This window comes from Microbulbifer agarilyticus (genome assembly GCF_001999945.1).
Lineage (GTDB): Bacteria > Pseudomonadota > Gammaproteobacteria > Pseudomonadales > Cellvibrionaceae > Microbulbifer > Microbulbifer agarilyticus_A.
In genome coordinates this window covers 3,249,083-3,273,326 of record NZ_CP019650.1, presented here as the reverse complement: position 1 = coordinate 3,273,326, position 24,244 = coordinate 3,249,083, and the positions used below count along the sequence as shown (strand labels likewise).

The following is a 24,244-nucleotide window of genomic DNA, read 5'->3' as shown; positions in this document are numbered from 1 at the left end:
TGTGGCTCAATTTGTCTCTGCCCAGGGGAGCCATATGGTTACCCTGAGGCCGCCCTCGGCTCGATTGTGTAATTGCACCTGGCCGCCATGGGCATCGGCAATCTCCCGGCACAGCGCCAGCCCGAGTCCGACGCCACCGGGCTTGGTCGAATAGAACGGCAGCAGTGCTTGCTGCAAAACCTGATCACTCATCCCTGTGCCACGATCCGCTACCGTCAGCAGCTGTCCGTGACTATCTGTCTGAATACGCACTGAAATATCTTCATGTGTGCTGCCGGATTCCGCGGCATTTTTCAGCAGGTTAAGCAGCGCCTGTTCCAGCTGTGTGGGATCGAAGTAACCTGGTCTGCTCGGCAGAGTATCCCTAAGGGTGAATGGCTGCAGTGGTTGTAAGCGAGAAATTAGCGTATCCCAGGGCACCTCCTCGCACACCGGCGGCGGCAGCTTGGCGAAGCGTGCATAGCCCTGGGTAAACTCGGTGAGATGCTTGCAGCGCTCGGCGATGACATCGAATACCCCTGCGAGCTGTTGCGAATCGATCTTCTCGGAAAGTAATTTTCCGCTGTGGGCCATCGAGGATATTGGTGCGAGCGAGTTGTTCAACTCGTGGCTGATCAGGCGAATGACTTTCTTCCACACCTGAACTTCCGCGCGGGTTAGCTCGCGTGTCATCTCGCGCAACAGGACCAGGCGGTGCTTTTGTGCATTCAGCACAAAAGTACTGTTACTGATATGCATGGTATGGGTGGCTTCGCCGTCGAGATAACTAATCAACCCATCCTGTTCATGTTCAATCGCCTGCGCCAGTTCTCTGGGGCTGTGTGGCAAGATATGGGAAAGTAAATGCCCCTGCAGTGGCCGTCCCTGGTGCAGCAGGTGGCGGGCGCTGGTGTTGGCATAAATCACATGCTGGCTTTGATCGATCAGCAACAAGGCCAGCGGCGAACTCTGAATCACCGTGTCCAGCAGCAATTCGCGCTGATGGATGTGCGCCCGTTCCCTGCGCAAAATTTCCCCTACCTCATTGTAGAGGGTCGCAAGCTCACCAAACTGGTCATGGCTATCCAGTGCCAGTGAAATAGAGAAATCACCATCGCGAAAATTCAACAGCCCGCCTTCAAGGCTTTGCAGTGACTGGTTGATCTTGTGAGTGATCGGGCGCATTAACAGGAAGGCGGCGGTGAGTCCAAGCAGCAGCCCCCCACTCCAGGCCAGAACTGGTGGCGCACCAAAGTGACTGAGTCCAAAGGGAATGCCGGTAGCGATGGCGACCGACAGCAGCACGGTGGCGAAGAGTTTCCCTTCGATAGAAGTTTTGGGCGTGGACGGTGTTTGCATCAGTAAGGAATACCATACTTATCCAAACGCCGATACAGTGCCTGACGGCTAAGACCAAGCTCGCGCGCGGCCTGGGCAATCACGCCGTTGCAATTGGCAAGGGTCTGCTCCAAAAGATCCCGGCTGGGTTCAAAGCTGTGTTCAGGTGCCTTGAGCGGGCTGTCTTCGGGAAGTGCAAGGGTGGTCTCTTCAACGATTTCCCCCTGTGTTAGCACTGCGGCCCGCTGCATCACGTTCTGTAGCTCGCGCACATTCCCCGGCCAGCGGTAGCGCATCAGACATTGTTGCGCCGGGGCACTCAGTTGCTTGCCGGTTTTGGCCAGGAAACCACGGGCCAACGGCAGGATATCTTCCGGCCGATCACACAGGGCCGGGAGCTTCAGTTCAATCACATTCAGGCGGTAAAACAAGTCCTGACGAAAGCTGCCGTCGGCAATCATTTCCTGCAGGTTGCTATTGGTGGCACTAATAACCCGGACCCGTACCTTGCGCGTCTGGCTGCTACCGAGCCGTTGAAATTCGCCGGTCTGTAGTACCCGCAGCAGCTTTACCTGGCCGCTGGCGGAGAGCTCGCCGATCTCGTCGAGAAACAGGGTGCCGCCGTCGGCGGCTTCAAACCGTCCCTGACGCACCTTATTACCTGCACCGGTATAGGCGCCCGCTTCTGCACCAAACAGCTCCGCCTCCATCAGTTCTTCGGGCAGCGCGCCCACATTGACCTTGATGTAAGGGCCATCTTTTACGCTGGAGTTCGCCTGCACAATATCGGCAATTTTTTCCTTGCCGGCACCGTTCGGCCCGGTAATCAACACGGGTACATCGGAGTGGGCGACTTGCGTTGCCATTTCCAACAGGGTCTGCACACCCTGGCTGCGGTAAACGATACCCTGTAATTCAAATTGCTGTTGCAGCTGCTCTCGTGCTTGCTGTGCACGACTCTGGGATTGCCGCTGTTGTTGCTGCAGGTCATATAGTTCGAGCAGGTTTTTGATGGTGGCGATGAGCTTGTTGTCATCCCAGGGTTTACCCACATAGTCGGCCGCGCCGGCTTTTACCAGCTCTACCGCCATTTCCAGCTGGGTCCATGCGGTGAGCAGGATAACCGGAATATCGGGCTGAATCTCACGCAGGGCAAAAAACAGCGCACGTCCTTCTTCTCCGGAGGTGGTGTCGGCGGTGAAGTTCATGTCCTGGATAACCAGGCTGATATCGGGGTTTTCCCGCAACAGTTGCAGGCCGGCCTGGGGGGTAATGGCGGCAAGGGTTTGAATGTCGTGCAGAGACAACAGCAGTGACAGGGCAGAAATAATACTGGTGTTGTCGTCGATGATAAGTACTTTGTCCAACGCGCGCTTCCTGTTGCGGTGGTCTTTAACCTGTTCGGTGGCGGCCCAGTAACCGCGGGCTGCTTGTGAAACACGAGCTAGACGCCCACCTTAACCCATCCATGGGGACTGGTCTAAAACATCCATGTTTTAGACGGTCCCGCGAACCACTCTTAGTGTGCGCAGGACCTCTGTATCGGATAGCCGAGCTTTTACACACTCCGTGTTGCCGTTGCCGGCGAAATATTCGCAGCGCGTAGCGCTGGCATCAGCGCCGCGGTAAGGCTGACTACCAGCAATACTATCGCACAGCCGATGAGCAGAGAAAGCGACAGCGGTGGTTGCGAGAAATTATTTGCGATAGCCTCATTGATAATTAGTGCAGCAGTGCCGCCCAGAGTGAGGCCAGTAACCGCGATAATACTGTTTTCCACCAGGAAGTAACGGCTGATATTGCTGCGGCTGGCGCCCAGAGCACGGCGAATACCGATTTGCTTGGTGCGCTGGTTAATCCAGAAGGTGGTAAGCCCCACAATACCCAGTGCCACGATAAAAGTGAGCAGGCCTACAACCACGGACAGCATTTTGATCATCAGGTTGTCGCCGGAATAGCTCTGTCTTTTGTTTTCTTCCGTGGTTTCGACATGGATTACACGCTGTGGGTCGCGCTCCGCCAGCTTGTCTTCCAGCTGCTTGAATATGGCGTCCCGCTGCCCCGGTTCTGTTCGTACCAGATAGCGTTTGTGATTGCCGGTGATCAATGCCGGGTTAAATACCACGTTACCGGCCAGGTTCCAGCTTGGCCAGGCACCGAGATGGCGCTCTACGATGCCGATAATCTTGGTCGGGTGGTCATCGCGACCGGAGTAGAGATACTTGCCCAGCGCGCTCTCCTCAGGGAAGGCGCGCTCTGCAAATTCCTGCGTAACGATTGCAACATCGGCATTGTGGATATCGTGCGCGCCGACAATTTTCATTTCATCTTCGCGGAAGTTACGTCCCGCAACCAGCTTCATGCCCAGCGTGTTAATGAAGTGCGGGTCTGTGTGGTAGTAGTTCGCGGTGAAGTCACCGATCTCCTGATTTGGTTCGAGAAAGTAACCGCTGGCAGAACCGGAACCGGAAAGCGGCAATTGATTGGTAACGCTGGCATCGATTACCCCAGGCATTGAGCGCAGCAGATCAAGGTCGGCGACCACGGCGCCGGCCATGTCGTAATCTGTCGGTACCGGCATAAAAGTAATACCGATCAGGTTTTCCACATCGATCCCGGTGGGGCGATCGATCATGTGCTGCCGCTCTTGGATAATCGTTACCGAGTTACTCACAATCGCGAGTGTGAGTGCGATCTGCACTGCGATAAGCAACGCGGATATCTTGTTTCGCCAGAGGGCGGATAGCATGGGTTTGATTTCAAACACGATAGTTTCCTTTTTCTGGCTTATTGCGTTTTCAGGTAAACAGAGGGGTTGGTACGGCTGATGCGCCACGCGGGGTACAGGCCGGCCAGCAGGCTCGCGAAAACCGCCAGTGCGATTGCGGAAAACACCATGGCCCAGTCCATTTGTGCGACCCGATCAAAGCCGTCGTCAGTGAGTAAGCGAACTCCAGCTAAACCCACGAGGGTAAGTACGATGCCGGCCAGCCCACCCAACAGTCCAATGCAGCTGCTTTCAATCAAGTGCTGTGTAAATATCGAACCGCGCCCAGCACCAAGCGCTCGACGTACACCGGCTTCTGGTGCCTTGCGCAGGAATTTTGCAAGAAGCAACGCTACTGCATTGACGACACACACCAGCAAGAACGCCAGGGCGCACCAGGCCAATACTCGACTGTCCTGGTCCAGTACTTCATTCAGTACCAGCCATTCGGAAGGTTGGCTGAGGGCGAATTTCAATGGGCGCTGGAAACGTCCTTGCTCTTTCTGCTGGCGGATATAGTTGGAAATGAACTCTTCGTAATCACGCTTTTGCGCGGCACTTTCCAGTTCTACCCAGTACTGGATCCACACAGATTCGCTCTGCAGGTGCGCCTCATAGCCGGTGACGCCGTCGTTTCCACCACTGTTCCAGCCGTTATTATTGCCCCAGCTATGGATTTCAAATTTGCGATGCAGGCCAAATGGGATGTAGATCTCTTCCGAGTCATTGAATGCGCCGTTGTTGAGATCGTGCACCTTCGGCGATGGATTCCACTCTTCTAGTACACCGATGACGGTAAAGGGTTCGCCATTCAGTTGAATTATTTCGCCGACGCTGTTTTTCTCACCAAAAATTTTCGTGTTGGTTGCGCTGGACAGAACCACACTGAGCGTGGGGGTTTCGTCCGCGCTCTTCTCCCAGGTACCGCCGTACTGGAAAGGTACGTCGAACAGGCCGAAGAAATCCCGTGTGGTTACCCGGGCGTTAGCCACAAAAGGGCGCACCTGGGTATCTTCAGTGGTGACGGTGAAACCAAATCTGTGCATGGCAACCTGGCGCGCGGGAATATCTGAACGCAGCAGGGCCACTGCATCTTGATAGGTCAGCTGCCAGGGCATTTGATTGCCCCGTCCGCCTCGGTTGTAGGCCTCGTTTGGATCCCAGCTATCAAGCTGTACCGAGTAGAGAACATTGTCCTTGTGCTCGAGCGGATTCTTTGACGTCATGTAGTTGACCGTGAGTACGGTCATGGATGCGCCGACGCCCACCGCAATTGCAGCGATCATAAGCGCACTTAGAATAGGAGTGCCTCGCAAACTACGCATGGCGAGGCTGATGTAATAGCCGATCATTTCGGTTTCCTTTTCTCGGATTCAGCTTAGGCGATGGCGACTTCAGGCTGCGCGATGGTCTGGCGCAGGTCGGATACCTGGCCGTCGACGATTTGGATATTGCGTTGAGCACGGCGCGCCAGGTCCGGGTCATGGGTCACCATGACAATGGTGGTACCCCATTCGTTAATGAACTCCAGCAGTTCCATTACCTGGCGTGCCATCAGTGAGTCCAGATTGCCGGTTGGTTCATCCGCAAGTAGGAAGCGCGGTTCACCGGCGAGGGCACGGGCGATTGCTACACGCTGTTGCTGTCCACCGGAGAGCTGTGCGGGCAGATGCTTGGCGCGGGCGGAAAGACCGACTTGTTCCAGGGATTTTTCAATGCGGCGACGACGCTCTTTGGCATTGAACCCACGGTAGCGCAGCGGTACGTCGATGTTGTCGAACAGGTTCAGATCGGGAATCAGGTTGAAGCCCTGAAAGATAAAGCCGATTTTTTCGTTGCGTAGACGTGAGCGCTCGCTATCGGAAAGGTTGCCAACTTCCTGGCCATCCAGCAGGTACTGTCCACCGGTCGGTGTTTCCAGCAGGCCGGCGATATTCAGGAATGTCGTTTTGCCGGAGCCACTGGGTCCGGTAACGGAAACGAACTCTCCCTCGTTCACTTCCAGACTGAAGTCACGCAAAGCGTGGGTCTCGATGGTGTCGGTGCGATAACTTTTACGAATGTTTTGCATTTTTAGCATGGTAAATTTCCTTGTCTTCGAAGTTGCGAGTTCTTTAAGTCTGTTCTGAGTTTGTTATTGTGTTTCGGCATTAATCTTTCAGCGCAACCAGCTGCGCTTTGTCCAGCTCGTCTGCGGCGGAGGTAATGATCTGGTCGCCCACCTCCAGGCCGGAAACAATTTCAACCTGGTTGAGTCCCCATGCGCCGATGGTGATCGGTACCTTTACAGCCTGCTGCTGGTCATTCAGTTTCCAGGCGAAGCGACCGCCGGTTTGATCCAGGAAGCCACCGCGCTTAACCAGCATGACGTTTTCGCGGCTTTCTAGAAGGACGCGGGCGGTAAGGCGCAGGTTCTGGCGCAGGTTCGCGGGCTGTCCATCGGTGAAACGTACGCGGGCGATAACCTGGTTGTTAATCACTTCGGGAGCGATGGCAGTGATCTCGCCTGGCAATTTTTCGAATCCCATAGTGACCTCCACGGCCATGGTTAGGCCCAGGTCATCGGCGTAGTTTTCCGGTACTGCCGCTTCCAGCTCGAAGCTGGTGAGATCTACTACGGTGAGTAGTGGCGTATTGGCGGCGACGGCTGCGCGCTGGGTGGTGGCGAGACTGCCGATGGTGCCGTCTACCGGGGATACGATATGCAGCTCATTGACCTTGCGCTGCAACTCTTCCATTTGCAGCTTTTGTTGGGATACCTGCAACTCGAGGGTCTGGGTTTCAAACGACAGGGCCTCATTTTCCAGCGCCGCATTCTGTACCGCCTGCGCGTGTTCCAGCTCTGCGCGCGCCATATCGTCGCTGGCCTTTTCGAAATCCAGCTGGGGGATGATCTGTTTTTCCAGGGAGATCTTCGCGCGCTTCAGTTCGCGGCGAGCTGCGGCGAGGTCCACCTTGGCGAGATCTGCCTTCTGTGTGTTTTCGAGACGCTGGCGCTTTGCCTGAATTTTCTGTCGCGCCAGTTCCACGCTGAGCTTGCTGTACAGCGCACTTTCCTGAGCGAGCTGGTTTTGCAGCTGTGGGCTGTCTACCTGTGCAAGCAATTGCCCGGCGCTGACGGTGTCGCCGGCCTTGACCGCGAACTTGACGATGCCCTGGGCCGGGCTGAACAGAGTAGGGCTATTGGCGGCAACCACTTTGCCCTGAACCACCAGGTCGCGGACCAGATCACCGCGCTCTACCGCGGCGATATTGATTCGCGACAGGGACAGGCGTGCATCCACCGCGGTGGTGCTCTGCCAGCTCATCAGTCCCCATACCACGAATGCGGATGCCACAATGCCAAGACCGACTTGCTTGAGCAGGCGTGGGTTCTTCCACGGACTTTGTGGTGCGAGCTGGACGTCCTGCCCTGAGGTATCTCTGATCATGTTGTTCCCAAGTGCTTTGAATCGGTTTGTTTTGTTCTGCCACTGTGACGCGGGGTTTTGGCGCCGCGGATGCACGGTAAATTTTTTGGATGCGTTGCCCTTATCGCAATTGCCGTGCCAAAGTCTTATTCGTGGTTAACTTATTGATATATATACAAAAATAAATTTTTGTCGGTTGAGGAGTGTTTGCCGGGGTGTCCGGAAAATGTGTCCGGACAGGCTGTGTCCGTAGCACCGGACAGGCGTAGATTTAGGTGACATCCGCTGTGATAGAGCGCAGATGTCCGCCGGAAGGCTGTCGACGGGCTGTTGGAAGCCGTAAAAACATTTGAGTGTTCTTTAGCCAGCAACCCCAAGATGCTAGAATCCGCGCCCCTATTTTCTAGCTAAGACGTTTCTGGCTAAGGCGGCTGACAAAAGCTCCTGGCGGCAGGACGTAGGGCATCGAACAAGACTCCCCAGACAGGCTCTTCTGATTATGCAGTTCTCCAATACCCTGTTGTCGTCCACCAGAAATGACTGGTTTGGCAACATCCGCCGTGACGTGCTCGCCGGCCTCGTGGTCGCGCTGGCCCTCATCCCGGAAGCCATTGCCTTTTCCATCATTGCTGGGGTTGACCCGCGTGTTGGTCTCTACGCGTCCTTCTGTATTGCCGTGGTCATCGCATTTGTGGGCGGCCGCCCGGGCATGATTTCTGCCGCCACCGGCGCCATGGCCCTGCTGATGGTGACGCTGGTGAAAGAGCACGGGTTGCAGTACCTGCTTGCGGCTACGTTATTGACGGGGGTGCTGCAGATCATTGCCGGCTATCTCAAGCTGGGAAGCTTGATGAGCTTTGTGTCGAGGGCGGTGGTCACGGGGTTTGTGAACGCCCTGGCCATTCTGATCTTTATGGCGCAGTTGCCGGAACTCACCGATGTGACCTGGCATGTGTATGCCATGACGGCGGCGGGCCTCGGTATTATCTACCTGTTCCCCTATGTGCCGGTGGTGGGCAAGATCCTGCCATCGCCGCTGGTGTGTATCCTGGTGCTGACTGCGGTGGCGGTGACTATGGGAATGGACATCCGTACCGTGGGCGATATGGGTGAGTTGCCGGATACCCTGCCAATTTTCCTGTGGCCGGATGTACCGCTGAATTTTGAAACTCTGAAGATCATCTTCCCGTACTCCGCCGGCCTGGCGGTGGTGGGCCTGTTGGAATCCCTGATGACGGCGACCATCGTTGATGATCTGACGGACACCAATAGTGACAAGAACCGCGAGTGTAAGGGCCAGGGTATCGCCAATATCGGTGCCGGCATGCTGGGCGGTATGGCGGGCTGTGCGATGATCGGTCAGTCTGTGATCAACGTGAAATCCGGTGGCCGTGGCCGTCTGTCTACCCTGGTGGCCGGTGTTGGCCTGCTGACTTTGGTGGTGTTCCTGAGCGACTGGGTGGCGGTGATCCCGATGGCGGCGCTGGTGGCGGTGATGATCATGGTGTCCATCGGTACCTTCGACTGGGGCTCCATCCGCAATCTGAACAAATTGCCGCTGTCCACCAATCTGGTGATGCTGTCCACGGTGATTGTGGTAGTGTTTACTCATAATCTGGCGTTCGGCGTGTTTGTGGGTGTACTGCTGGCATCGCTGTTCTTCGCTAACAAGGTGAGCCACTTTATGTATGTGAGCTCGGAACTGGATGAAGAGAAGAATTGCCGTACCTACAAGGTAGTGGGGCAGGTGTTCTTCAATTCCTCGGATAAGTTTGTTGCGGCGTTTGATTTTAAAGAGGCGCTGGATAAAGTAGTGATTGATCTGAGCCGTGCGCACTTCTGGGATGTGTCGGCGGTGTACTCTCTGGATAAGTCGGTGGTGAAGTTCCGCCGTGAGGGTGCTGAGGTGGAGCTGATCGGCCTGAACGAGGCGAGTTCTACTATCGTTGACCGCTTTGGTGTGCACGACAAGCCGGAAGAGATTGAGAAGGTGCTGGGCGGGCACTAAGGCCTGCGAGCTTCGTTCGGGAGCTCTGTATTACCCCCGTAGCGCCGAAACACTGAATGGAAGTTTTTGAAAGCGCACAAGTACATCCCTGTATGCTCCGTCGGCGACGTCCATGTCGCCGACGGTTTCAAAAACTTCCATCCAGTATTTCGGCTTCATACGCGGCGAAACACTTTGTAAGCCGGCACCTACACGAACACGTATAGTGGTAAGTGATAGAGGGAAAATAATAAATGACCGAACACAAAGACCCCATCGTACTTTCCTGCATTGATGGCTCTCGCTACAGTGGCGCCGTCTGCGATTACTCCGCCTGGATATCTAGCCGCGCCAAGGCGCCGGTCAAACTCCTGCACAACATCGAACGGGTAACCACCCCGGCGGTTGCCGACCTGTCCGGCAGTATTGGCCTGGGCAGCCAGGAAGAACTGCTGGAAGAGCTGACTGCTCTGGAGCAGCAGCGCTCGAAGCTGTTACTGGAGCAGGGCCGGCAAATGCTGGACGGTGCGCGTACGCGCGCGGAGCAGGCAGGTGCCGAGCAGGTGGTGACCTGTCAGCGTCACGGGTCTTTGGTTGAATCTCTGGTGGAGTTGGAAGACCACATTCGGGTACTGGTGCTGGGCATTCGCGGTGAGGAGCACGGCGAGTCGGATAAAGGCCTGGGGGCGCAACTGGAAACGGTGGTGCGTGCGCTGCACAAGCCGATTCTTGTGGTGAACCGGGAATTTTCAGAGCCCCGCTCAATCATGCTGGCGTATGACGGCAGTGAGTCGGCGCGCAAGGCGCTGGATATGGTCGCTACCAGTCCGGTGTTTAAGGGTGTCGACTGTCACCTGGTATATGTCGGTGATGGCGCCGAGTCGGTGTTGGCGCAGGGTGCCGAGACTCTGGGGCACGCCGGTATTCGCGTGACCAGTGCAAACTTGCAGGGCAAGACGGTTGATGCGCTGATTGCGTATCAACAGGAATACGATATTGACCTGACGGTGATGGGTGCGTTCAGCCACAGCAAGCTGCGCGATCTGTTGTTGGGCAGTGTGACCGCGAAAATGTTGCTCGGTACTAATCAGCCTTTACTGTTGCTTCGTTAGAGTTGCTGCTTCGTTAAGCCTGTAACTTCGCGAAGAATACCGCTGCGCCAGTTCGCTGTGTCGCAGAAAATAAAAAGCCTGTGGGTTAGCCCCACAGGCTTTTTTTGTTTATGCAGGAAAAGTTAGCCGGCGAGCCTGGTAGTCGCGGCGGCAGCACTCGCCGGGTTCGGCATGCTCAGGCGAGCTTTCTTGTGCGGGGTCGGTTTGCCGTCCGCATCCAGTGCCACAAACACGATTCGGTCGACACGCACGATCAGCTCGCGGGTCTGCTTGTTGCGCATCTCACAGTGCACGGTCAGGGAAGTGCGCCCGATGCCGGTCACCTCGAAGCCGAATTCCACAATATCCCCACAGACCGCCGAGCTGACGAAGTCTATTTCCGACATCAGCTTGGTCACAATATTGGCGGTGCCCATCTGGCACCCGGCGAAAATCGCCGCTTCCTCATCTATCCACGCCAGTGCCTGGCCGCCAAACAGACGTTGTGCGGGGTTCAGGTCGCCGGGTTTTACGAAATGACGTGAGTAGTACTTCATGTGCTGTTACCTCTTTGGTTACCACTTGGTCGGGGCGGGAAGTGAGCAGCGCCCCATTGCGGCCTCACTCGGCTGCTCCATCCGGGGATCTGCATTAACTGTGCCAAAGGTTCTGTTTATTCGGTGGTGGCTCGGAATGGACCGGGGCCTAGGATTTGCGGAAATATTTGGGTGAAATGAGGCGATACTCGGGCGTCTAAATCGGTCATTTGTGTTCAAAAGTTGTGCAGTCCGCACTCGGGTGGGGCGAACGCCGCGGATCGATATTGGCTAAATTGGCCGCGATACCCGAAATATTGGCCATGAAATTCCCGATCCGTGACTTCGCACTATGGGCGTTGCCGGCGACACGCTTTAGAATGTCCCGCTTTATGGCCGACCGGTCGGCTAGCTACGCAAGAACAGACGTTCGAAGAATTACCCAACGGAGAGCCCGGCATGATTATCCAGCCGAAAGTTCGCGGATTCATCTGTACCAACGCCCACCCGCAGGGCTGTGCCGCCAACGTGCGCGAGCAGATCGAATACATCAAGTCCCAGCCCGCTGTCGAAGGCGGCCCGAAAAACGTCCTCGTGGTTGGTGCATCCACTGGCTACGGTCTCGCTTCGCGCATTACCTCAGCCTTTGGTTGTGGCGCCAACACCCTGGGGGTGTTCTTCGAGAAACCACCTACCGAAAAGCGTACAGGCTCTGCCGGCTACTACAATTCTGCCGCGTTTGAAGATGAAGCGCACAAGGCCGGCTTGTACGCAAAGAGCATTAATGGCGATGCCTTCTCCGACGAGATAAAGGCGCAGGCGATCGACATGATCAAGCAGGACCTGGGCAAGATTGACCTGGTTATATACAGCCTTGCGTCACCGCGCCGCACGGATCCGAAAACCGGCGAGCTGTACAGTTCTGTACTGAAGCCGATTGGCGAGTCCTACACCGCTAAGAACCTCAACACCGACAAGTTGGAAATTTCCGATATCAGTGTTGATCCGGCGAACGAAGAAGAAATTGCCGCGACCGTTAAGGTGATGGGCGGTGAAGACTGGGAACTGTGGATGCAAGCCCTGGGTGAAGCCGGTGTTCTGACGGACGATTGCAAAACCGTTGCCTACACCTATATCGGCGAGAAACTCACCTGGCCGATCTACGGTCACGCCACCATTGGCAAGGCGAAGGAAGATCTCGATCGCGCCGCCAAGGCCATCAGTGACAGTGGTAACGCCAGTGCGAATGTTGCCGTGCTGAAGGCTCTGGTTACTCAGTCCAGCTCCGCAATTCCGGTTATGCCGCTATATATCTCGCTGGTCTACAAGGTGATGAAGGAAGAGGGTACCCACGAAGGTTGTATCGAGCAGTTGTACCGCCTCTACACCGAGGGCCTGTATACCGATACGCCACGTCTCGATAACGTGAATCGTTTCCGCATGGATGACAAAGAACTGCGTGCGGAAACTCAGGCGAAAATCGAGAAACTGTGGCCGGAAGTGACCGAGGAAAACCTGTTCCAGCTGACCGATTACAAGGGCTATAGCGATGATTTCCTGAAGCTGTTTGGGTTTGGTGTAAACGGTGTTGATTACGCAGCCGAAACCAGCCCGGTGGTGGAAGCGGACTTCAAGTAAGCACGTTCAACCGCATTGAAAAAGCGCCGGGCAATTGCCCGGCGTTTTCGTTTTATACTCGCGTACTTTTGATTGCGCAGGAGAAATTGCATGGAAACTCGCAAGCTCGGAAAAACCGACCTCGAGGTGAGCAAGATCTGTCTCGGAACCATGACGTTTGGTGAGCAGAACTCCCAGGACGATGCATTTGCACAGCTGGATTACGCGACAGAACACGGCGTGAACTTTATCGACTGTGCGGAAATGTACCCGGTACCACCGCGCCCGGAAACCTGTGGCCGCACCGAAGAATTTATCGGCAACTGGCTACAGCAGCGCGGCAATCGGGACCAGGTAGTGCTGGCGACCAAGGTGACTGGGCGCGGGGCGGCGAACTCGGGTGTCGGTCATGTGCGCGGCGGTCCACGTCTGGACCGCACCCAAATACTCAAGGCGTGTGATGATTCGCTGGCGCGGCTGAAGACGGATTACATCGATCTGTATCAGGTGCACTGGCCAGAGCGGCAGGCCAACTTCTTCGGCAAGCTCGGGTATCAGCACGGCGATGATGACGGGGTGGCGATCTCGGAGACGTTGTCCGCTCTGCAGGAGCTGGTTGCCGCGGGCAAGGTGCGCCACATCGGCCTGTCCAATGAAACGCCCTGGGGCATGCACCGGTATCTGCGCCTCGCTGCCCACGGTAACAAACCCCGGGTGGCCTCGATCCAGAACCCATACAGTTTGTTGAATCGCACCTTTGAAGTGGGCTTGGCGGAAATGGCCATCCGCGAGCAGTGTGGGTTACTCGCCTATTCCCCCCTCGGCTTCGGCACCTTGAGCGGCAAATACCTGAATGGCGCCCATCCCGAAGGTGCGCGCCTTACCTTGTTCGAACGCTTCCAGCGCTATACCGGCGAGCGCGCGGTCGCGGCCACCGAGGCCTATGTAGCACTGGCGCGGGAATTTGGTCTGGACCCAGCGCAAATGGCTCTCGCGTTTGTTACTCAGCAGCCATTTGTTACCAGCAATATTATCGGCGTAACTACCCTCGCCCAGTTGCAAAGCAATATTGCCAGTGCGGAGCTGGTGTTGGGCGACGAGTTGCTAGCGGCAATTAATGAAGTGCACAACGGGAACCCAAACCCAGCGCCATAGAATTTAATTTTTTGATGCGGGTGATAAAAAGAGGGCTGCCATTTCTGGCAGCCCTCTTTGGGTTTAGCTTACCTGCAATCCGTGATTAGCGGTTAAAACTGGTAGGTTGAAGAGAGGTAGGCAAAACGCCCCTGACCACTGTGGACTGTTGGGGTAAAGCCCATAAAGTCGGAGTAGTCGAATGGTGGTTCCTCGTCGAACAGGTTGGTGACACCGAGGGTTACCGTGATTTTTTCAAAACCGAAGTAATTTACCGTGGTGTCTACAGTGGTCATGGAATCGATGTCGCTCATGCCCGGCTGCTGCACCGACGCGTCTTGCGCAAAGCTGTCGATATAGTTCACCGCGAGCCGTGCACCCAGGTCGCCGCGGCTCCAGTCTACTGCTCCGGTCCAGCGCCATTCTGGCTGCTCATAATCCCCTTCTGTGAGGTTGACGCGCAGGCCTCCGTCTACGTCCGGGCGCAGGTCCTCGTAGTCCAGTACGTAGTTCATTACGTAGGACAGGGTGAAACTGCCGAGGTTGCTGTCCAGGTTATAACGCAGGTCCAGGTCCAGGCCGGAGGTGTTGAGGTCGCCAAGGTTCTGGAAGGAGTCGTTGATGGTTACCACCTCGCCCGGGTCGTTGGGATCCGACGATGGGAGTCGAACAACGACATTCGGATCATCACCAAAGTTGCTGAATACAAACTGGGTATCCGAATCGATGATATTTTCGATTTCGTAGTGGTAGTAATCCAGCGAGGCGGTAAAGCTATCGCTCAGGTTTACGATGACGCCGAGGTTATAGCTCTCGGATTCTTCCGGGCCCAGATCCGGGTTGCCTTCGAACACCGCGGTGTATTCCTGGGGCTCACAGGCCTTGTTGACGTTGCCCACTGCGTCGCAGCGGATGGTGTCGACAAGGTTTGGCGATTCATCTGTGCGGCCCAAACCAAGTTGGGAAAGGGACGGCGCGCGGAAGGCTGTGCCCCAGGAGCCGCGCAGGCTAAGGCTGTCGAGGGGGGACCACAGGAAGGATAACTTCGGGTCTGTGGTGGTGCCGAAATCGCTGTAGTCTTCGTGGCGCACCGCGAGCTGCATTTCAAAGTTGTCGCCAAGCGGTGCTGCCAGCTCTGCAAATAGCGCAGTGTTATCGCGGCTGCCGTTTGCCTGGGTGGCCTCGGTGCCAAAAATATCGCCACGCACGAACTGGTCATCCGGGTTGTCGCTGATGCTGTCTCTGCGGTGCTCAACCCCCAGCGCCAGCATCATGTCGCCACTGGGCATGGCCAACACCGGTCCAGAAATTTGTGCATCGTAAGAGCGGGTGGTGGACTTGCCTACACGGGTAGTCGTGGTCTCGATGTAGGCCAGTGCCTCGGCGGTATTAGTGGAGGGCTCAAAGGGGTTCCAAAGCCCGCTGTCGATCGCCTCCTGGATTCGACGCGAATTGGGGAAACCGTCCACGCCGCGCTCAACCGCGTCGCTCTTGATGTAGCTGTAGGCGGCTTCCCAGTTCCAGCCGCCCAGCTCGCCTTCCAGGCCCAGTACGCTGCGGAAGTAATCCGAGTCCACTTCTTTCTGGCGATTGCCGATATCCACGGTACGCCGGCGCATGGTCAAATCCTGGCCGAAGAAGGGGTGCGTGGGGTCGCCGGCGAAAGGGTGGTTGGGATTGTCGCCCGCCATAAACAGTTCGTTGAAGCTGGGGCTGCCGGCGCCTTTTACTGTGGTCTTGGCGTTCTGCCCGCTCAGTTCCACAAAGGCTTCCAGATTGTCCGACAGGGTGTATGTGCCCAGATAGTTGTAGCTGAGTCGTTCGGTGGAGGGCACCATGGTCATGTGTGGCGCGTAGTCATAGCGGCATAGGTTGTTGGCGGTGTCTATGTCCTCGGCTGCACAAACGTCATTGCCGAAGGTATCCGGTAGGCGGTTGGTGGGGTCCGATGCGAGGGCAATGGTTCCCGGAATACCCGAGGAACTGCGGAAATCGGTGGCGAAGGGATCGTTCGGGCGCGCCGCTGCCTGGTTGGCCGTTCTGGAATAGCGGCGATCCGCGTAGAGCAGCTCTTCGCGATTAAAGTAATCGACGATAAAGGTATGGCTGCTGTTGTCGGTGGTATTGCCCCATACCATGCTGATATTGCTTTCCTCGCCGCCACCGGCGCTGGTACCGCCAATTTTGCCGGAGATTTCGAGACCGTCGAAATCGTCGCGCAGAATCACGTTGATGACCCCTGCGATGGCATCGGAGCCGTAAGTGGCGGAGGCGCCGTCTTTAAGGATGTCCACCCGCTTGATTGCGGCGAGGGGAATATTATTGATGTCCACGAAGGCGGTATCGATATTCTTGGCGAACGGGCTCACAGACACGCGGCGGCCATTCACCAGAATCAGAGTCGAGTCCGCCCCCAGTCCGCGCAGGGAAACCGAGGAGCCCCCATTGGCGGTGTCGTCGCTGCTATTGGCCTGAGTGGAGAAGGTGCCCTGGCCAGAAATGGGCAGCCGGGCAAACAGGCCGATCAGGTCGGTGACTCCGGTATTGGCGATATCTTCCGCAGTCAGGCTGGCCACTGGTGAGGGGCCGTCCATTGCCGCGCGCTTGATGTGCGAGCCGGTCACTTCTACCAGCTCCATTTCCCCCTCCTGGGTGTCACTCTGCGCGCTCTGTGCGAAAATCTGGGCGGAGGCCAGTGTTGCAGTAATAGCAAGCGCGATAGGTGTTTTTTTCAAAAATCCCTTTTTCATTGAAATTTTCCTCGTTGTTTTTTGGTTCTATCGATGCGTTTATTTTTTTGGGTGCCGCGCCGGCACTGTAACAACTAGTGGACTGGCTCGAATCTGGTGATGACAGAAGTGTGATGGCCATCTCTGTAGTGGCGCTTAATTCGAAATGTTTTGGCGTTAATTTCTGTTTTTTTAGTTTTTGGTGCCGCTCTTTACTGGCTGACGGTTGAGGACAGATTGGGTGCCGTGTGCCCGCGCCTATACTCAGAACAGGCCACTCAAATCAGCAGGAGAAGACGATGGATACAAGAGGGCACCACACCCTGAACGATCTCTTTGCCCAACTGGGACTGGGGTCCGACAATGACGCGATTGAGGACTTCCTTAACAGTCACCATCTAGCGGGAGAGGAAAAGCTCACCCTGGCAACCTTCTGGAGTGATAGCCAGCGCAAATTCTTGAGTGACGCGCTGGATGAGGACAGTGACTGGTGCGAGGTGGTCGACGAGCTTGATGTGATGCTGCGCCATTAAGCGGTCTGGCACTTTGCCTTCCCTTATCCTTTCTGCCGGCTCGGCCTAGGGCGCATTGCGTGTTTGGGGCGGGTTTGGTTGCCGCGAACTTGACTTTGTGACTCAACATAAGGGTTCGTTCAACGGGTATATCCGCTGGCGGGGTGCGGAGCTATAATGCGCCGCATTCCTCCTGCCGCTGCGGTGGCCGGGACTCCATTCCCTGATCGCAATTACCCGTTTTATGGAAAAACCCCATTTTCGCGCCGCCCTGCTGCACCCGCGTTACTGGTTCACCTGGACCCTCTTTGGAATCTGGTACCTGGTCGCCCAGCTGCCCTATCGCTGGCAAATCGCCATGGGGCGCACCCTTGGTGGCCTGATGCTGCGCTTTGCCGATGACCGCCGCCAGATTGCCGAGCGCAATCTGGCCCTGTGTTTTCCCGAGCTCTCCCCAGTCGAGCGCGTGCAGCTGCTGCAGCGCAACTTTGCCTCCAACGGTATTGCGCTGATGGAGGCGGGCATGGCCTGGTTCCGCTCCCCGCGCTGGCTGCGTCGCCGCTTCACCATTGAGGGCCTGGAGCACCTGCAGGAGCCTCAGAGTCAGGGGCAGGGCGTGGTATTGATGGCCATGCATTTCACCACTCTGGAGATGGGTGCGGCTTTTATGAGCATGAGCCATTCGGTGGATGGCATGTACCGCCCGCACAAGAACCCGGTATACGACTATATGCAGCGTAAAGGCCGCGAGCGCCACAGCGAAGAATCCAATGTGCTGCAGCGCAAGGATGTGCGTGGCATGCTGCGGGCGCTGCAGCGTGGTCGCGCGGTCTGGTATGCACCGGACCAGGACTACGGCATCAAGCAGGGCGTGTTTGCGCCGCTTTTCGGCGTCCCGGCGGCAACGGTAACCGGTACCTCCCGGTTTGCCCGGGTTGGCCGCGCCAAGGTCGTACCCTATACGGTGACCCGTCTGGAGGATAAAGGCATCTATCAGGTCAAGGTCTTCCCGGCGATTGACGAGATCCCTTCCGGCGATGAATACCAGGACGCGGTGCAGGTGAATCAGTTCGTGGAGGCCCGCATGCGCGAAAACCCCTCGCAGTACATGTGGGTGCACCGTCGCTTCAAGACGCGTCCGGAAGGGGAGGAAAGCTTCTACCCGCCGCGTAAAAAACGCCGCAAAAAGCGCAAAAAATAACCAGTTTGGTCGGTGTCGGCCTCTGTTACGCGGGATGACTTTTTTGCGCTGGTATCGAACCTGCACGCTAAGTAACATACCGCATTCTATTTTTGGTGGTATTAACCGGCTGGCGGCCGGTTAGAGAAGGAGTTGCAATGATTTCCGGCAGTATGGTGGCACTTGCCACACCTATGTATGCAGACGGCAGCCTGGATTGGGACAAACTGCATGACTTGGTGGAGTGGCACGTAGAGCAGGGCACCCGCGCCCTGGTGGCCGTAGGAACCACAGGCGAGTCTGCAACTCTCGATGTACACGAGCACCTGGAAGTTATTCGCCGGGTTGTGGATCAGGTTGCGGGGCGTATTCCGGTTATCGCCGGTACGGGCGCCAACTCCACCACCGAAGCCATCGAGCTGACGGCCACTGCGGCAAAATGTGGTGCCGATGCCTGTCTGCTGGTGACCCCTTACTACAATAAGCCCACTCAGGAAGGCCTGTACCTGCACTTTAAGGCAGTGGCGAAGGCCGTCAATATTCCCCAGATTCTCTACAATGTGCCCGGACGCACCGCGGTGGACATGCTGCCGGAAACCGTCGCGCGTCTGAGCTCGGTGGCCAATATTGTGGGTATCAAAGAAGCGACAGGCGACCTGGAGCGGGCTCGCGCGGTGATTGATCTGGTGCCGGAAGACTTTGCTGTCTACTCTGGTGACGATGCCACCGCTGCGGAACTGATCTTGATGGGTGGCCACGGCAATATCAGTGTCACCGCCAACGTCGCCCCTGCTGCTGTTGCGCAAATGTGCGAAGCTGCCCTGGCTGGAGACGCCGAAACCGCCCGCGCAATCAATCAACGTATCGAACAATTGCACAAAACGCTGTTTGTGGAGTCCAACCCGATACCGGTTAAATGGGCTTTGAAAGAAATGGGCCGTATCGATAGCGGAATCCGTCTGCCTTTGACCGAGCTGTCCGCCGAGCATCACGGAGTGGTGCGCGATGCACTGCGCAGTGCGGGCGTACTCTGACAGCGACAAAACGGTTGGCTGAGACCCGAGGCATCGGATTTACGCAAGGCCAGCGTAACTGGATAAAACGCGATCGCGACTGATTCGACAAGGTACGAATAATGACAAAATTGACCACCGGAGCGCTGTTATGCGCTGTGGTTTCTACTCTCAGTGGCTGTGGTATTTTCGGCAATGATGGGTATTTCCGCGACCGCGGAGACGACTACCAGATGGCCAACAGCCTACCCCCGCTACGCATGCCCGCCGGCATCACCGAGAAGCCCCAGGAAGAGCTTTACGAAGTGCCGACCATCGCCGGTGATGTGGATCGCGGAGAATTTGTCGTCCCGCGTCCTCAGGCCCTGAACGTCAATGTGGGCCTGGACCGGGTGAAGATCCAGAAGCTGGGCAGCCGCCGCTGGGTACTGGTGAATCAACCGCCGGATGAAGTCTGGCCGCAACTGCATTACTTCCTGCGTACTACCGGCCTGCAGCTGGCGATGTCCGACGCGGGCTCCGGCACCATGGAAACCACCTGGCTGACCTTTGGTGAAAGCCCGGACACCAAAGACAAGTACCGTTTGCAGGTCGAGTCTGGCGTGCAACCGGACACTACAGAAATTCACGTGCGTCACCTGTCCGCGCCGATGTCCGCTCCCGCTAGTGAGGCGGTTGCTTGGCCGGCACAGTCCAGCAGCGCGGAGCGCGAGGGCTGGATGATCGACGAGATGTCCACTGCGCTGGCCACCGATGCTGCCGGCACTTCCGCTTCCCTGGTGGCGCAGGCCGTCGGCGGTGGCAAGGTGAAGGTTCAGGTGATGGAGCCTGCTGGTCAGGAGCCGTTTGTGGCTCTTGATCTGGCGATGAACCGTGCACGCGCCACCGTTGCCCATGCGCTGAATACCGGTGCCTATCGCCTGCACAAAGAAGATGCCGATCAGGGCGTTTACTACGTGACCTTCGACCCGGACCGTGAGCTTTCCGATGAAGACGAAGGCTGGTTCTCCAGCTGGCGTTCCGGCAGAGGGGAAGACAAGATCGCGCAGGCTGCCGATGGCTACAGCCTGGAGCAGGTATTGGCGAATGTTGACCCGAGCACCCAATTGTTTGCCGGCATCCCCGGTGTTGGTGGTGCGCCGGCGTCAGATATCCCGGGGTACCTGGTGGTGATGCGCCAAGTAGGTGAATCCGTGCAAGTGCGCGTGCGTTCGACCCGCGGCCAGCCGTTGTCTCGCGCTAAAGCTTCTGAGCTGCTGATGGCGATCCGCCAGAACCTGATCTGACGGAAACGGTAACGACATGGCGATCCGATTTGCCTCCCTAGGTAGTGGTAGTAAGGGCAATGGCACTCTGGTCGCCTGTGGTGATCACTGCCTGTTGGTGGACTGCGGTTTCACCATCAAGGAAACCGAGCGGCGCATGGCGCGGCTCGGGGCCTCTCCCGCGGACCTCTCCGCAATTCTCGTAACCCATGAACACAGCGACCATATGGGTGGTGTCGGTCCGCTGGCACGCAAGTATCGCCTGCCGGTATATCTGACTCCGGGCACCCTGCGTGCACGGGATATCGGCAGCTTGCCGCAGGTACACCTGATCGAAGGGCACCAGCCATTCGTTATCGGGGATATTCAGGTTACTCCGGTTGCGGTCCCCCACGATGCCCGCGAGGCCGCACAGTTTGTGTTTCGCAGCCGTGGCAGCAGTCTCGGCCTGCTCACCGACCTGGGCACCATTACCCCCCATGTAGAGTCCCACTTTGGCGACTGCGACGCACTGGTGCTGGAAGCCAACCACGACCCACAAATGCTGGCGCAGGGGCCTTATCCTCCCTCGCTGAAGCGTCGCGTGGGCGGTGCCTACGGCCATCTGAGTAATCAACAGGCGGCAGGTTTTCTGCAGCGGGTCGGCAGCGATCACCTGCAGCATCTCGTCGTGGCGCATATCAGTGAAAAGAACAACAGCCTTGAGCTCGCGCGTGAGGCGCTGTCTGATGCTGCTGCCAAGGCGGCCAACTGTATTTTTGCCTGTCAGCAGGAAGGGTTCGACTGGCTCCAGGTCAGCTCGGCGGATGTTGCACCGGCACCGCAGGACTCCCTGCAAATGGCAAACGCCCCCGCGGAAGCGATAGACTAAGGCACCCGGCCAAGATCCCGCGCATTCCCGCCGCGCTTGTCCCGCAATAAATTGCCAGCAACGAATTGAAGATGGAGTTTCCCTGTGGTTGCAACCAATTACCTGAGTTATACCGATAGCGGTGCACTTTACGGCAAGCCCGGCCTGGACCTGTTGTTGGTGGAGACTGCGTTATGCCGGGCAGTGATTGCGCTGCAGGGCGCTCAGGTTCTTGAGTTTACCGCCCGTGATTGCGCGCCGTTGTTATGGTTGAGCCCGGCGGCACGGTTTGCGCCCGGCAGCTCCGTGCGCGGTGGTGTGCCAGTGTGCCTGCCGTGGTTTGGCGAAAATCGCGCGGACCCCTCCAAACCCAAACACGGGCTAGTGCGCGGCCAGTCCTGGACGCTGGAGAGCGACGAGCAACACGAGGATGGCCGCGTGCTGTTACGGCTGTCTTTCTCCCACCCTGGCGATGAAGTCTTTGCGCCGAGCTTTCACTGTTCACTCACCATCGGGCTCGGTGCGGCGTTGACGTTCGACCTTGAGCTGACCAATACCGCTGACGTTGCCGCGGAGTACAGTTGGGCACTGCACAGTTATTTCGCTGTGGATAACGTCGATACCGTGCAGGTCGAGGGGTTGTCTGGGGTTGAATATCTGGACAAGACAACGGGTTTCTCACGCGACCGCCTGGAGGGCAACCTGAACTTCTCCGGCGAAGTCGATCGGGTTTTCGAACAGGCGCCCGCTGAGCAGACCATCCTTACACAGAGCCCTATTCATACGCGCAGCGAAAACTGTCACACCGTTATCACCTGGAATCCAGGGGCTGAGCTGGCTGCCACCATGGCTGACGTGGGTCCTCATTACGCGGGGTTTGTGTGTGTGGAACACGGCAACGCCTTTGCCAATAGTTGGCAGCTAGCAGCCGGGGAGACCACTGGGGCCCACCTGGAGCTTGCTCGTTAAATCAGGAGGCGCTGATGAACGACGGATTGATTCACGGATACCTTCTGGATGGCAAGGGCGGCGCACGTAATTTAGCCTGGGCTGAGATTGAGGCCTGGGAGCCCGGTCAGGGCTGCCTGTGGGTGCATTTGGATTACTCTGATGCGCATGCGCGCTCGTGGATATCCGACGCCGCCCAGCTCGACCCCCTGGTGGCTGAGGCGCTGCTGACAGAAGAGACGCGGCCGCGGACTACCGCCGTAGGCGACGGGCTGCTGATTGCCCTGCGCGGGGTCAATCTTGATCCCGAATCAGAACAGGAAGACATGGTGTCGCTACGCCTGTGGGTGGAGGAGTCGAGGATCATCACTACCCGCAAGCGCCCACTGATAGCAATCAGGGACTTGCGGGAGCAACTAGAGCGCGCTCGCGGCCCGGCGACGAGTGCGGGGGTACTGTTCGAACTGGCTGGATTACTGGTGTGGCACATGGGGCACACGGTGGACAGCTTTGAAGATGCCATGGATGCCCTGGAAGACCGGGTTGTCGCTGGTGACAGTGCCAACCTCAGGTCGGATCTCGCGGTGTTACGTAAACAAACGATTACCTTGCGCCGATATCTCACCCCACAACGGGATGCCTTGACCCACTTGATGGCGGAGAGGCGGTCGTGGATAAGTGAGCGCGATCAAATGCAACTGCGTGAGGTAAGCGACCGCCTGTTGCGGCATATTGAGGATCTTGATGAGGTCCGCGACCGGGCTGCCGTTACCCAGGAAGAGTTGGCCAGCCGTATTTCCGAGCAGCTCAACAATCGTATGTATTTGCTGTCGATTATTGCCGCGGTATTTTTACCTCTGGGCTTTTTTACCGGATTGCTGGGCGTCAATGTCGGGGGCATTCCCGGCTCGGAAAACCCCCAGGCATTTATTATTTTCAGCGCTTTATTGCTGATTACGGTCGTGCTGCAGCTAGTGGCTTTCCGCTGGAAAAAGTGGCTGTAATCACTGCTGGTTAACTCTCATTGGCAATCAGCCGAAGATTGTTACCGTTTGCCGCGACAGCGCAATCAGGCGGCCGCGCGCATCCCACAGGCGCGCGCCAATTACCGCATAGCCGTCTTCCGCCTGTTCCACCTCCGCCAGGTACTGCCACCAGTCGTTGCTGTTTGCCTCGAGGTCGTGGGCTGCGGGCATGAGCTCCACGGTCCAGGTGAGGGTGCTGGCAGGGGACAGGGTGGTGACCAGCGAAAGTACCGCCGGTGGCCAGGCGTCGATCAGCGCGAGCAGGTGTCCGGTGCTGACGTGGGCGCTGTTGTCGCTTTTGAAGCGAATCCAGCCGCCGATACGCCCTTCATCACTGCCGGTAAATGGCATGGCGCCTTCGCCCAGCCGGTACTCGAAGTGTTGCGTAAACTCTGGGACCAGCCCTTCGATATAGGGCAGAGCTTCACAGGCCTCTGGTGCGGGAAATTCTGGTGCGGCGCCGGTGCCGACCGAAACCGCAGACTCGCGCGGCTTGCCAAAGCTCGCCAGTACGGCGGTGGTCACCTGTTCGCCCTGCGATGCATGGGCTTCCAGTTGTACTGCCGAGCGCCCGGCACGCAGTACGCGCACCGATGTGTCCAGTGGGCCAGCGGCTGCGGGTGCAACGAAAGAAAAGGTTAGTGAGCGCAGGTATGTTTGCGCCGCGGTATCACCACAGGCCTGCTCCAGGGCCGATTCCAGCGGCTGGTACAGAACCGCGGCCACCATACCGCCAAAGGTAGCACGCCCCTGGCTCCAGCCTGCCGGAATCTGCGCGGGCGCATCGCGGCGTGCAACATTCAAAGTGGTTTCGAAATCCATACTGCTTGTCCTGTGATTTCTCGTGGTGCCGGTCGCTAACC

At 57.3% G+C, this 24,244-nt stretch carries 20 protein-coding genes; 11 read left to right on the top strand and 9 right to left on the bottom strand.

Annotated features, from left to right (window positions below):
* Positions 1–6 precede the first annotated feature (6 nt).
* The 6 genes from Mag101_RS13700 to Mag101_RS13675 form a co-directional block, all read right to left on the bottom strand.
* Complete coding sequence (locus Mag101_RS13700) at positions 7–1,338, bottom strand: sensor histidine kinase (RefSeq protein WP_077406140.1); 1,332 nt, start codon at positions 1,336–1,338, stop codon at positions 7–9.
* Positions 1,338–2,684 carry a sigma-54-dependent transcriptional regulator gene (locus tag Mag101_RS13695; RefSeq protein WP_077406137.1) on the bottom strand — a complete coding sequence of 449 codons (1,347 nt, stop codon included), beginning with the start codon at positions 2,682–2,684 and terminating at the stop codon, positions 1,338–1,340. The genes Mag101_RS13700 and Mag101_RS13695 overlap by 1 nt, the downstream gene beginning before the upstream one ends.
* Before the next feature lie 191 nt (positions 2,685–2,875).
* Entirely contained in the window at positions 2,876–4,084 is a 1,209-nt protein-coding gene (locus Mag101_RS13690) for an ABC transporter permease (protein ID WP_077406134.1), read from the bottom strand.
* A gap of 20 nt (positions 4,085–4,104) precedes the next feature.
* Positions 4,105–5,436, bottom strand: a complete 1,332-nt coding sequence (locus tag Mag101_RS13685) for an ABC transporter permease (protein ID WP_077406131.1) — start codon at positions 5,434–5,436, stop codon at positions 4,105–4,107.
* A gap of 26 nt (positions 5,437–5,462) precedes the next feature.
* The gene (locus tag Mag101_RS13680) at positions 5,463–6,164 is read right to left on the bottom strand and encodes an ABC transporter ATP-binding protein (protein WP_077406128.1); all 702 of its coding nucleotides are present in this window, start codon (positions 6,162–6,164) and stop codon (positions 5,463–5,465) included.
* 70 nt (positions 6,165–6,234) lie between these two features.
* Positions 6,235–7,515 carry an efflux RND transporter periplasmic adaptor subunit gene (locus Mag101_RS13675; protein ID WP_077406125.1) on the bottom strand — a complete coding sequence of 427 codons (1,281 nt, stop codon included), beginning with the start codon at positions 7,513–7,515 and terminating at the stop codon, positions 6,235–6,237.
* A gap of 478 nt (positions 7,516–7,993) precedes the next feature.
* Between Mag101_RS13675 and Mag101_RS13670 the strand changes: the two genes are divergently transcribed.
* Together Mag101_RS13670 and Mag101_RS13665 are read left to right on the top strand one after the other, a co-directional pair.
* On the top strand, positions 7,994–9,502 hold the full coding sequence (locus Mag101_RS13670; protein WP_077406122.1) for a SulP family inorganic anion transporter: 1,509 nt from the start codon (positions 7,994–7,996) through the stop codon (positions 9,500–9,502).
* Between the two features lie 233 nt (positions 9,503–9,735).
* Positions 9,736–10,593 (top strand): universal stress protein, encoded by an 858-nt coding sequence (locus Mag101_RS13665; protein WP_077406119.1) that lies wholly within the window; start codon positions 9,736–9,738, stop codon positions 10,591–10,593.
* 122 nt (positions 10,594–10,715) lie between these two features.
* Here the strand turns inward: Mag101_RS13665 and Mag101_RS13660 are convergent, their stop codons facing one another.
* Positions 10,716–11,129: an acyl-CoA thioesterase gene (locus tag Mag101_RS13660; protein ID WP_077406116.1), complete on the bottom strand. Its 414-nt coding sequence runs from the start codon at positions 11,127–11,129 to the stop codon at positions 10,716–10,718.
* 438 nt (positions 11,130–11,567) lie between these two features.
* Here Mag101_RS13660 and fabV point away from each other — a divergent pair, with 438 nt between their 5' ends.
* Positions 11,568–12,746: an enoyl-ACP reductase FabV gene (gene fabV, locus Mag101_RS13655; protein WP_077406113.1), complete on the top strand. Its 1,179-nt coding sequence runs from the start codon at positions 11,568–11,570 to the stop codon at positions 12,744–12,746.
* 90 nt (positions 12,747–12,836) lie between these two features.
* On the top strand, positions 12,837–13,880 hold the full coding sequence (locus Mag101_RS13650; RefSeq protein ID WP_077406110.1) for an NADP(H)-dependent aldo-keto reductase: 1,044 nt from the start codon (positions 12,837–12,839) through the stop codon (positions 13,878–13,880).
* A gap of 92 nt (positions 13,881–13,972) precedes the next feature.
* Here the strand turns inward: Mag101_RS13650 and Mag101_RS13645 are convergent, their stop codons facing one another.
* Positions 13,973–16,609 carry a TonB-dependent receptor plug domain-containing protein gene (locus tag Mag101_RS13645; RefSeq protein ID WP_077406107.1) on the bottom strand — a complete coding sequence of 879 codons (2,637 nt, stop codon included), beginning with the start codon at positions 16,607–16,609 and terminating at the stop codon, positions 13,973–13,975.
* 278 nt (positions 16,610–16,887) lie between these two features.
* Between Mag101_RS13645 and Mag101_RS13640 the strand changes: the two genes are divergently transcribed.
* The 7 genes from Mag101_RS13640 (at position 16,888) to Mag101_RS13610 (ending at position 23,360) form a co-directional block, all read left to right on the top strand.
* Positions 16,888–17,121, top strand: a complete 234-nt coding sequence (locus Mag101_RS13640; protein WP_077406104.1) for a DUF2789 domain-containing protein — start codon at positions 16,888–16,890, stop codon at positions 17,119–17,121.
* A gap of 223 nt (positions 17,122–17,344) precedes the next feature.
* Positions 17,345–18,301: an LpxL/LpxP family Kdo(2)-lipid IV(A) lauroyl/palmitoleoyl acyltransferase gene (lpxL, locus tag Mag101_RS13635; protein WP_077406101.1), complete on the top strand. Its 957-nt coding sequence runs from the start codon at positions 17,345–17,347 to the stop codon at positions 18,299–18,301.
* Positions 18,302–18,438: 137 nt separating this feature from the next.
* The gene (dapA, locus tag Mag101_RS13630) at positions 18,439–19,314 is read left to right on the top strand and encodes a 4-hydroxy-tetrahydrodipicolinate synthase (RefSeq protein ID WP_077406098.1); all 876 of its coding nucleotides are present in this window, start codon (positions 18,439–18,441) and stop codon (positions 19,312–19,314) included.
* 101 nt (positions 19,315–19,415) lie between these two features.
* Complete coding sequence (bamC, locus tag Mag101_RS13625) at positions 19,416–20,579, top strand: outer membrane protein assembly factor BamC (RefSeq protein WP_077406095.1); 1,164 nt, start codon at positions 19,416–19,418, stop codon at positions 20,577–20,579.
* Between the two features lie 16 nt (positions 20,580–20,595).
* On the top strand, positions 20,596–21,429 hold the full coding sequence (locus Mag101_RS13620) for an MBL fold metallo-hydrolase (protein WP_077406092.1): 834 nt from the start codon (positions 20,596–20,598) through the stop codon (positions 21,427–21,429).
* Between the two features lie 84 nt (positions 21,430–21,513).
* A complete protein-coding gene (locus Mag101_RS13615; RefSeq protein WP_077406089.1) occupies positions 21,514–22,377 on the top strand; it encodes a D-hexose-6-phosphate mutarotase in 864 nt (287 codons plus the stop codon).
* Between the two features lie 14 nt (positions 22,378–22,391).
* The gene (locus tag Mag101_RS13610) at positions 22,392–23,360 is read left to right on the top strand and encodes a zinc transporter ZntB (RefSeq protein WP_077406086.1); all 969 of its coding nucleotides are present in this window, start codon (positions 22,392–22,394) and stop codon (positions 23,358–23,360) included.
* Positions 23,361–23,387: 27 nt separating this feature from the next.
* Here the strand turns inward: Mag101_RS13610 and Mag101_RS13605 are convergent, their stop codons facing one another.
* On the bottom strand, positions 23,388–24,203 hold the full coding sequence (locus tag Mag101_RS13605) for an acyl-CoA thioesterase (protein ID WP_077406082.1): 816 nt from the start codon (positions 24,201–24,203) through the stop codon (positions 23,388–23,390).
* Positions 24,204–24,244 lie beyond the last annotated feature (41 nt).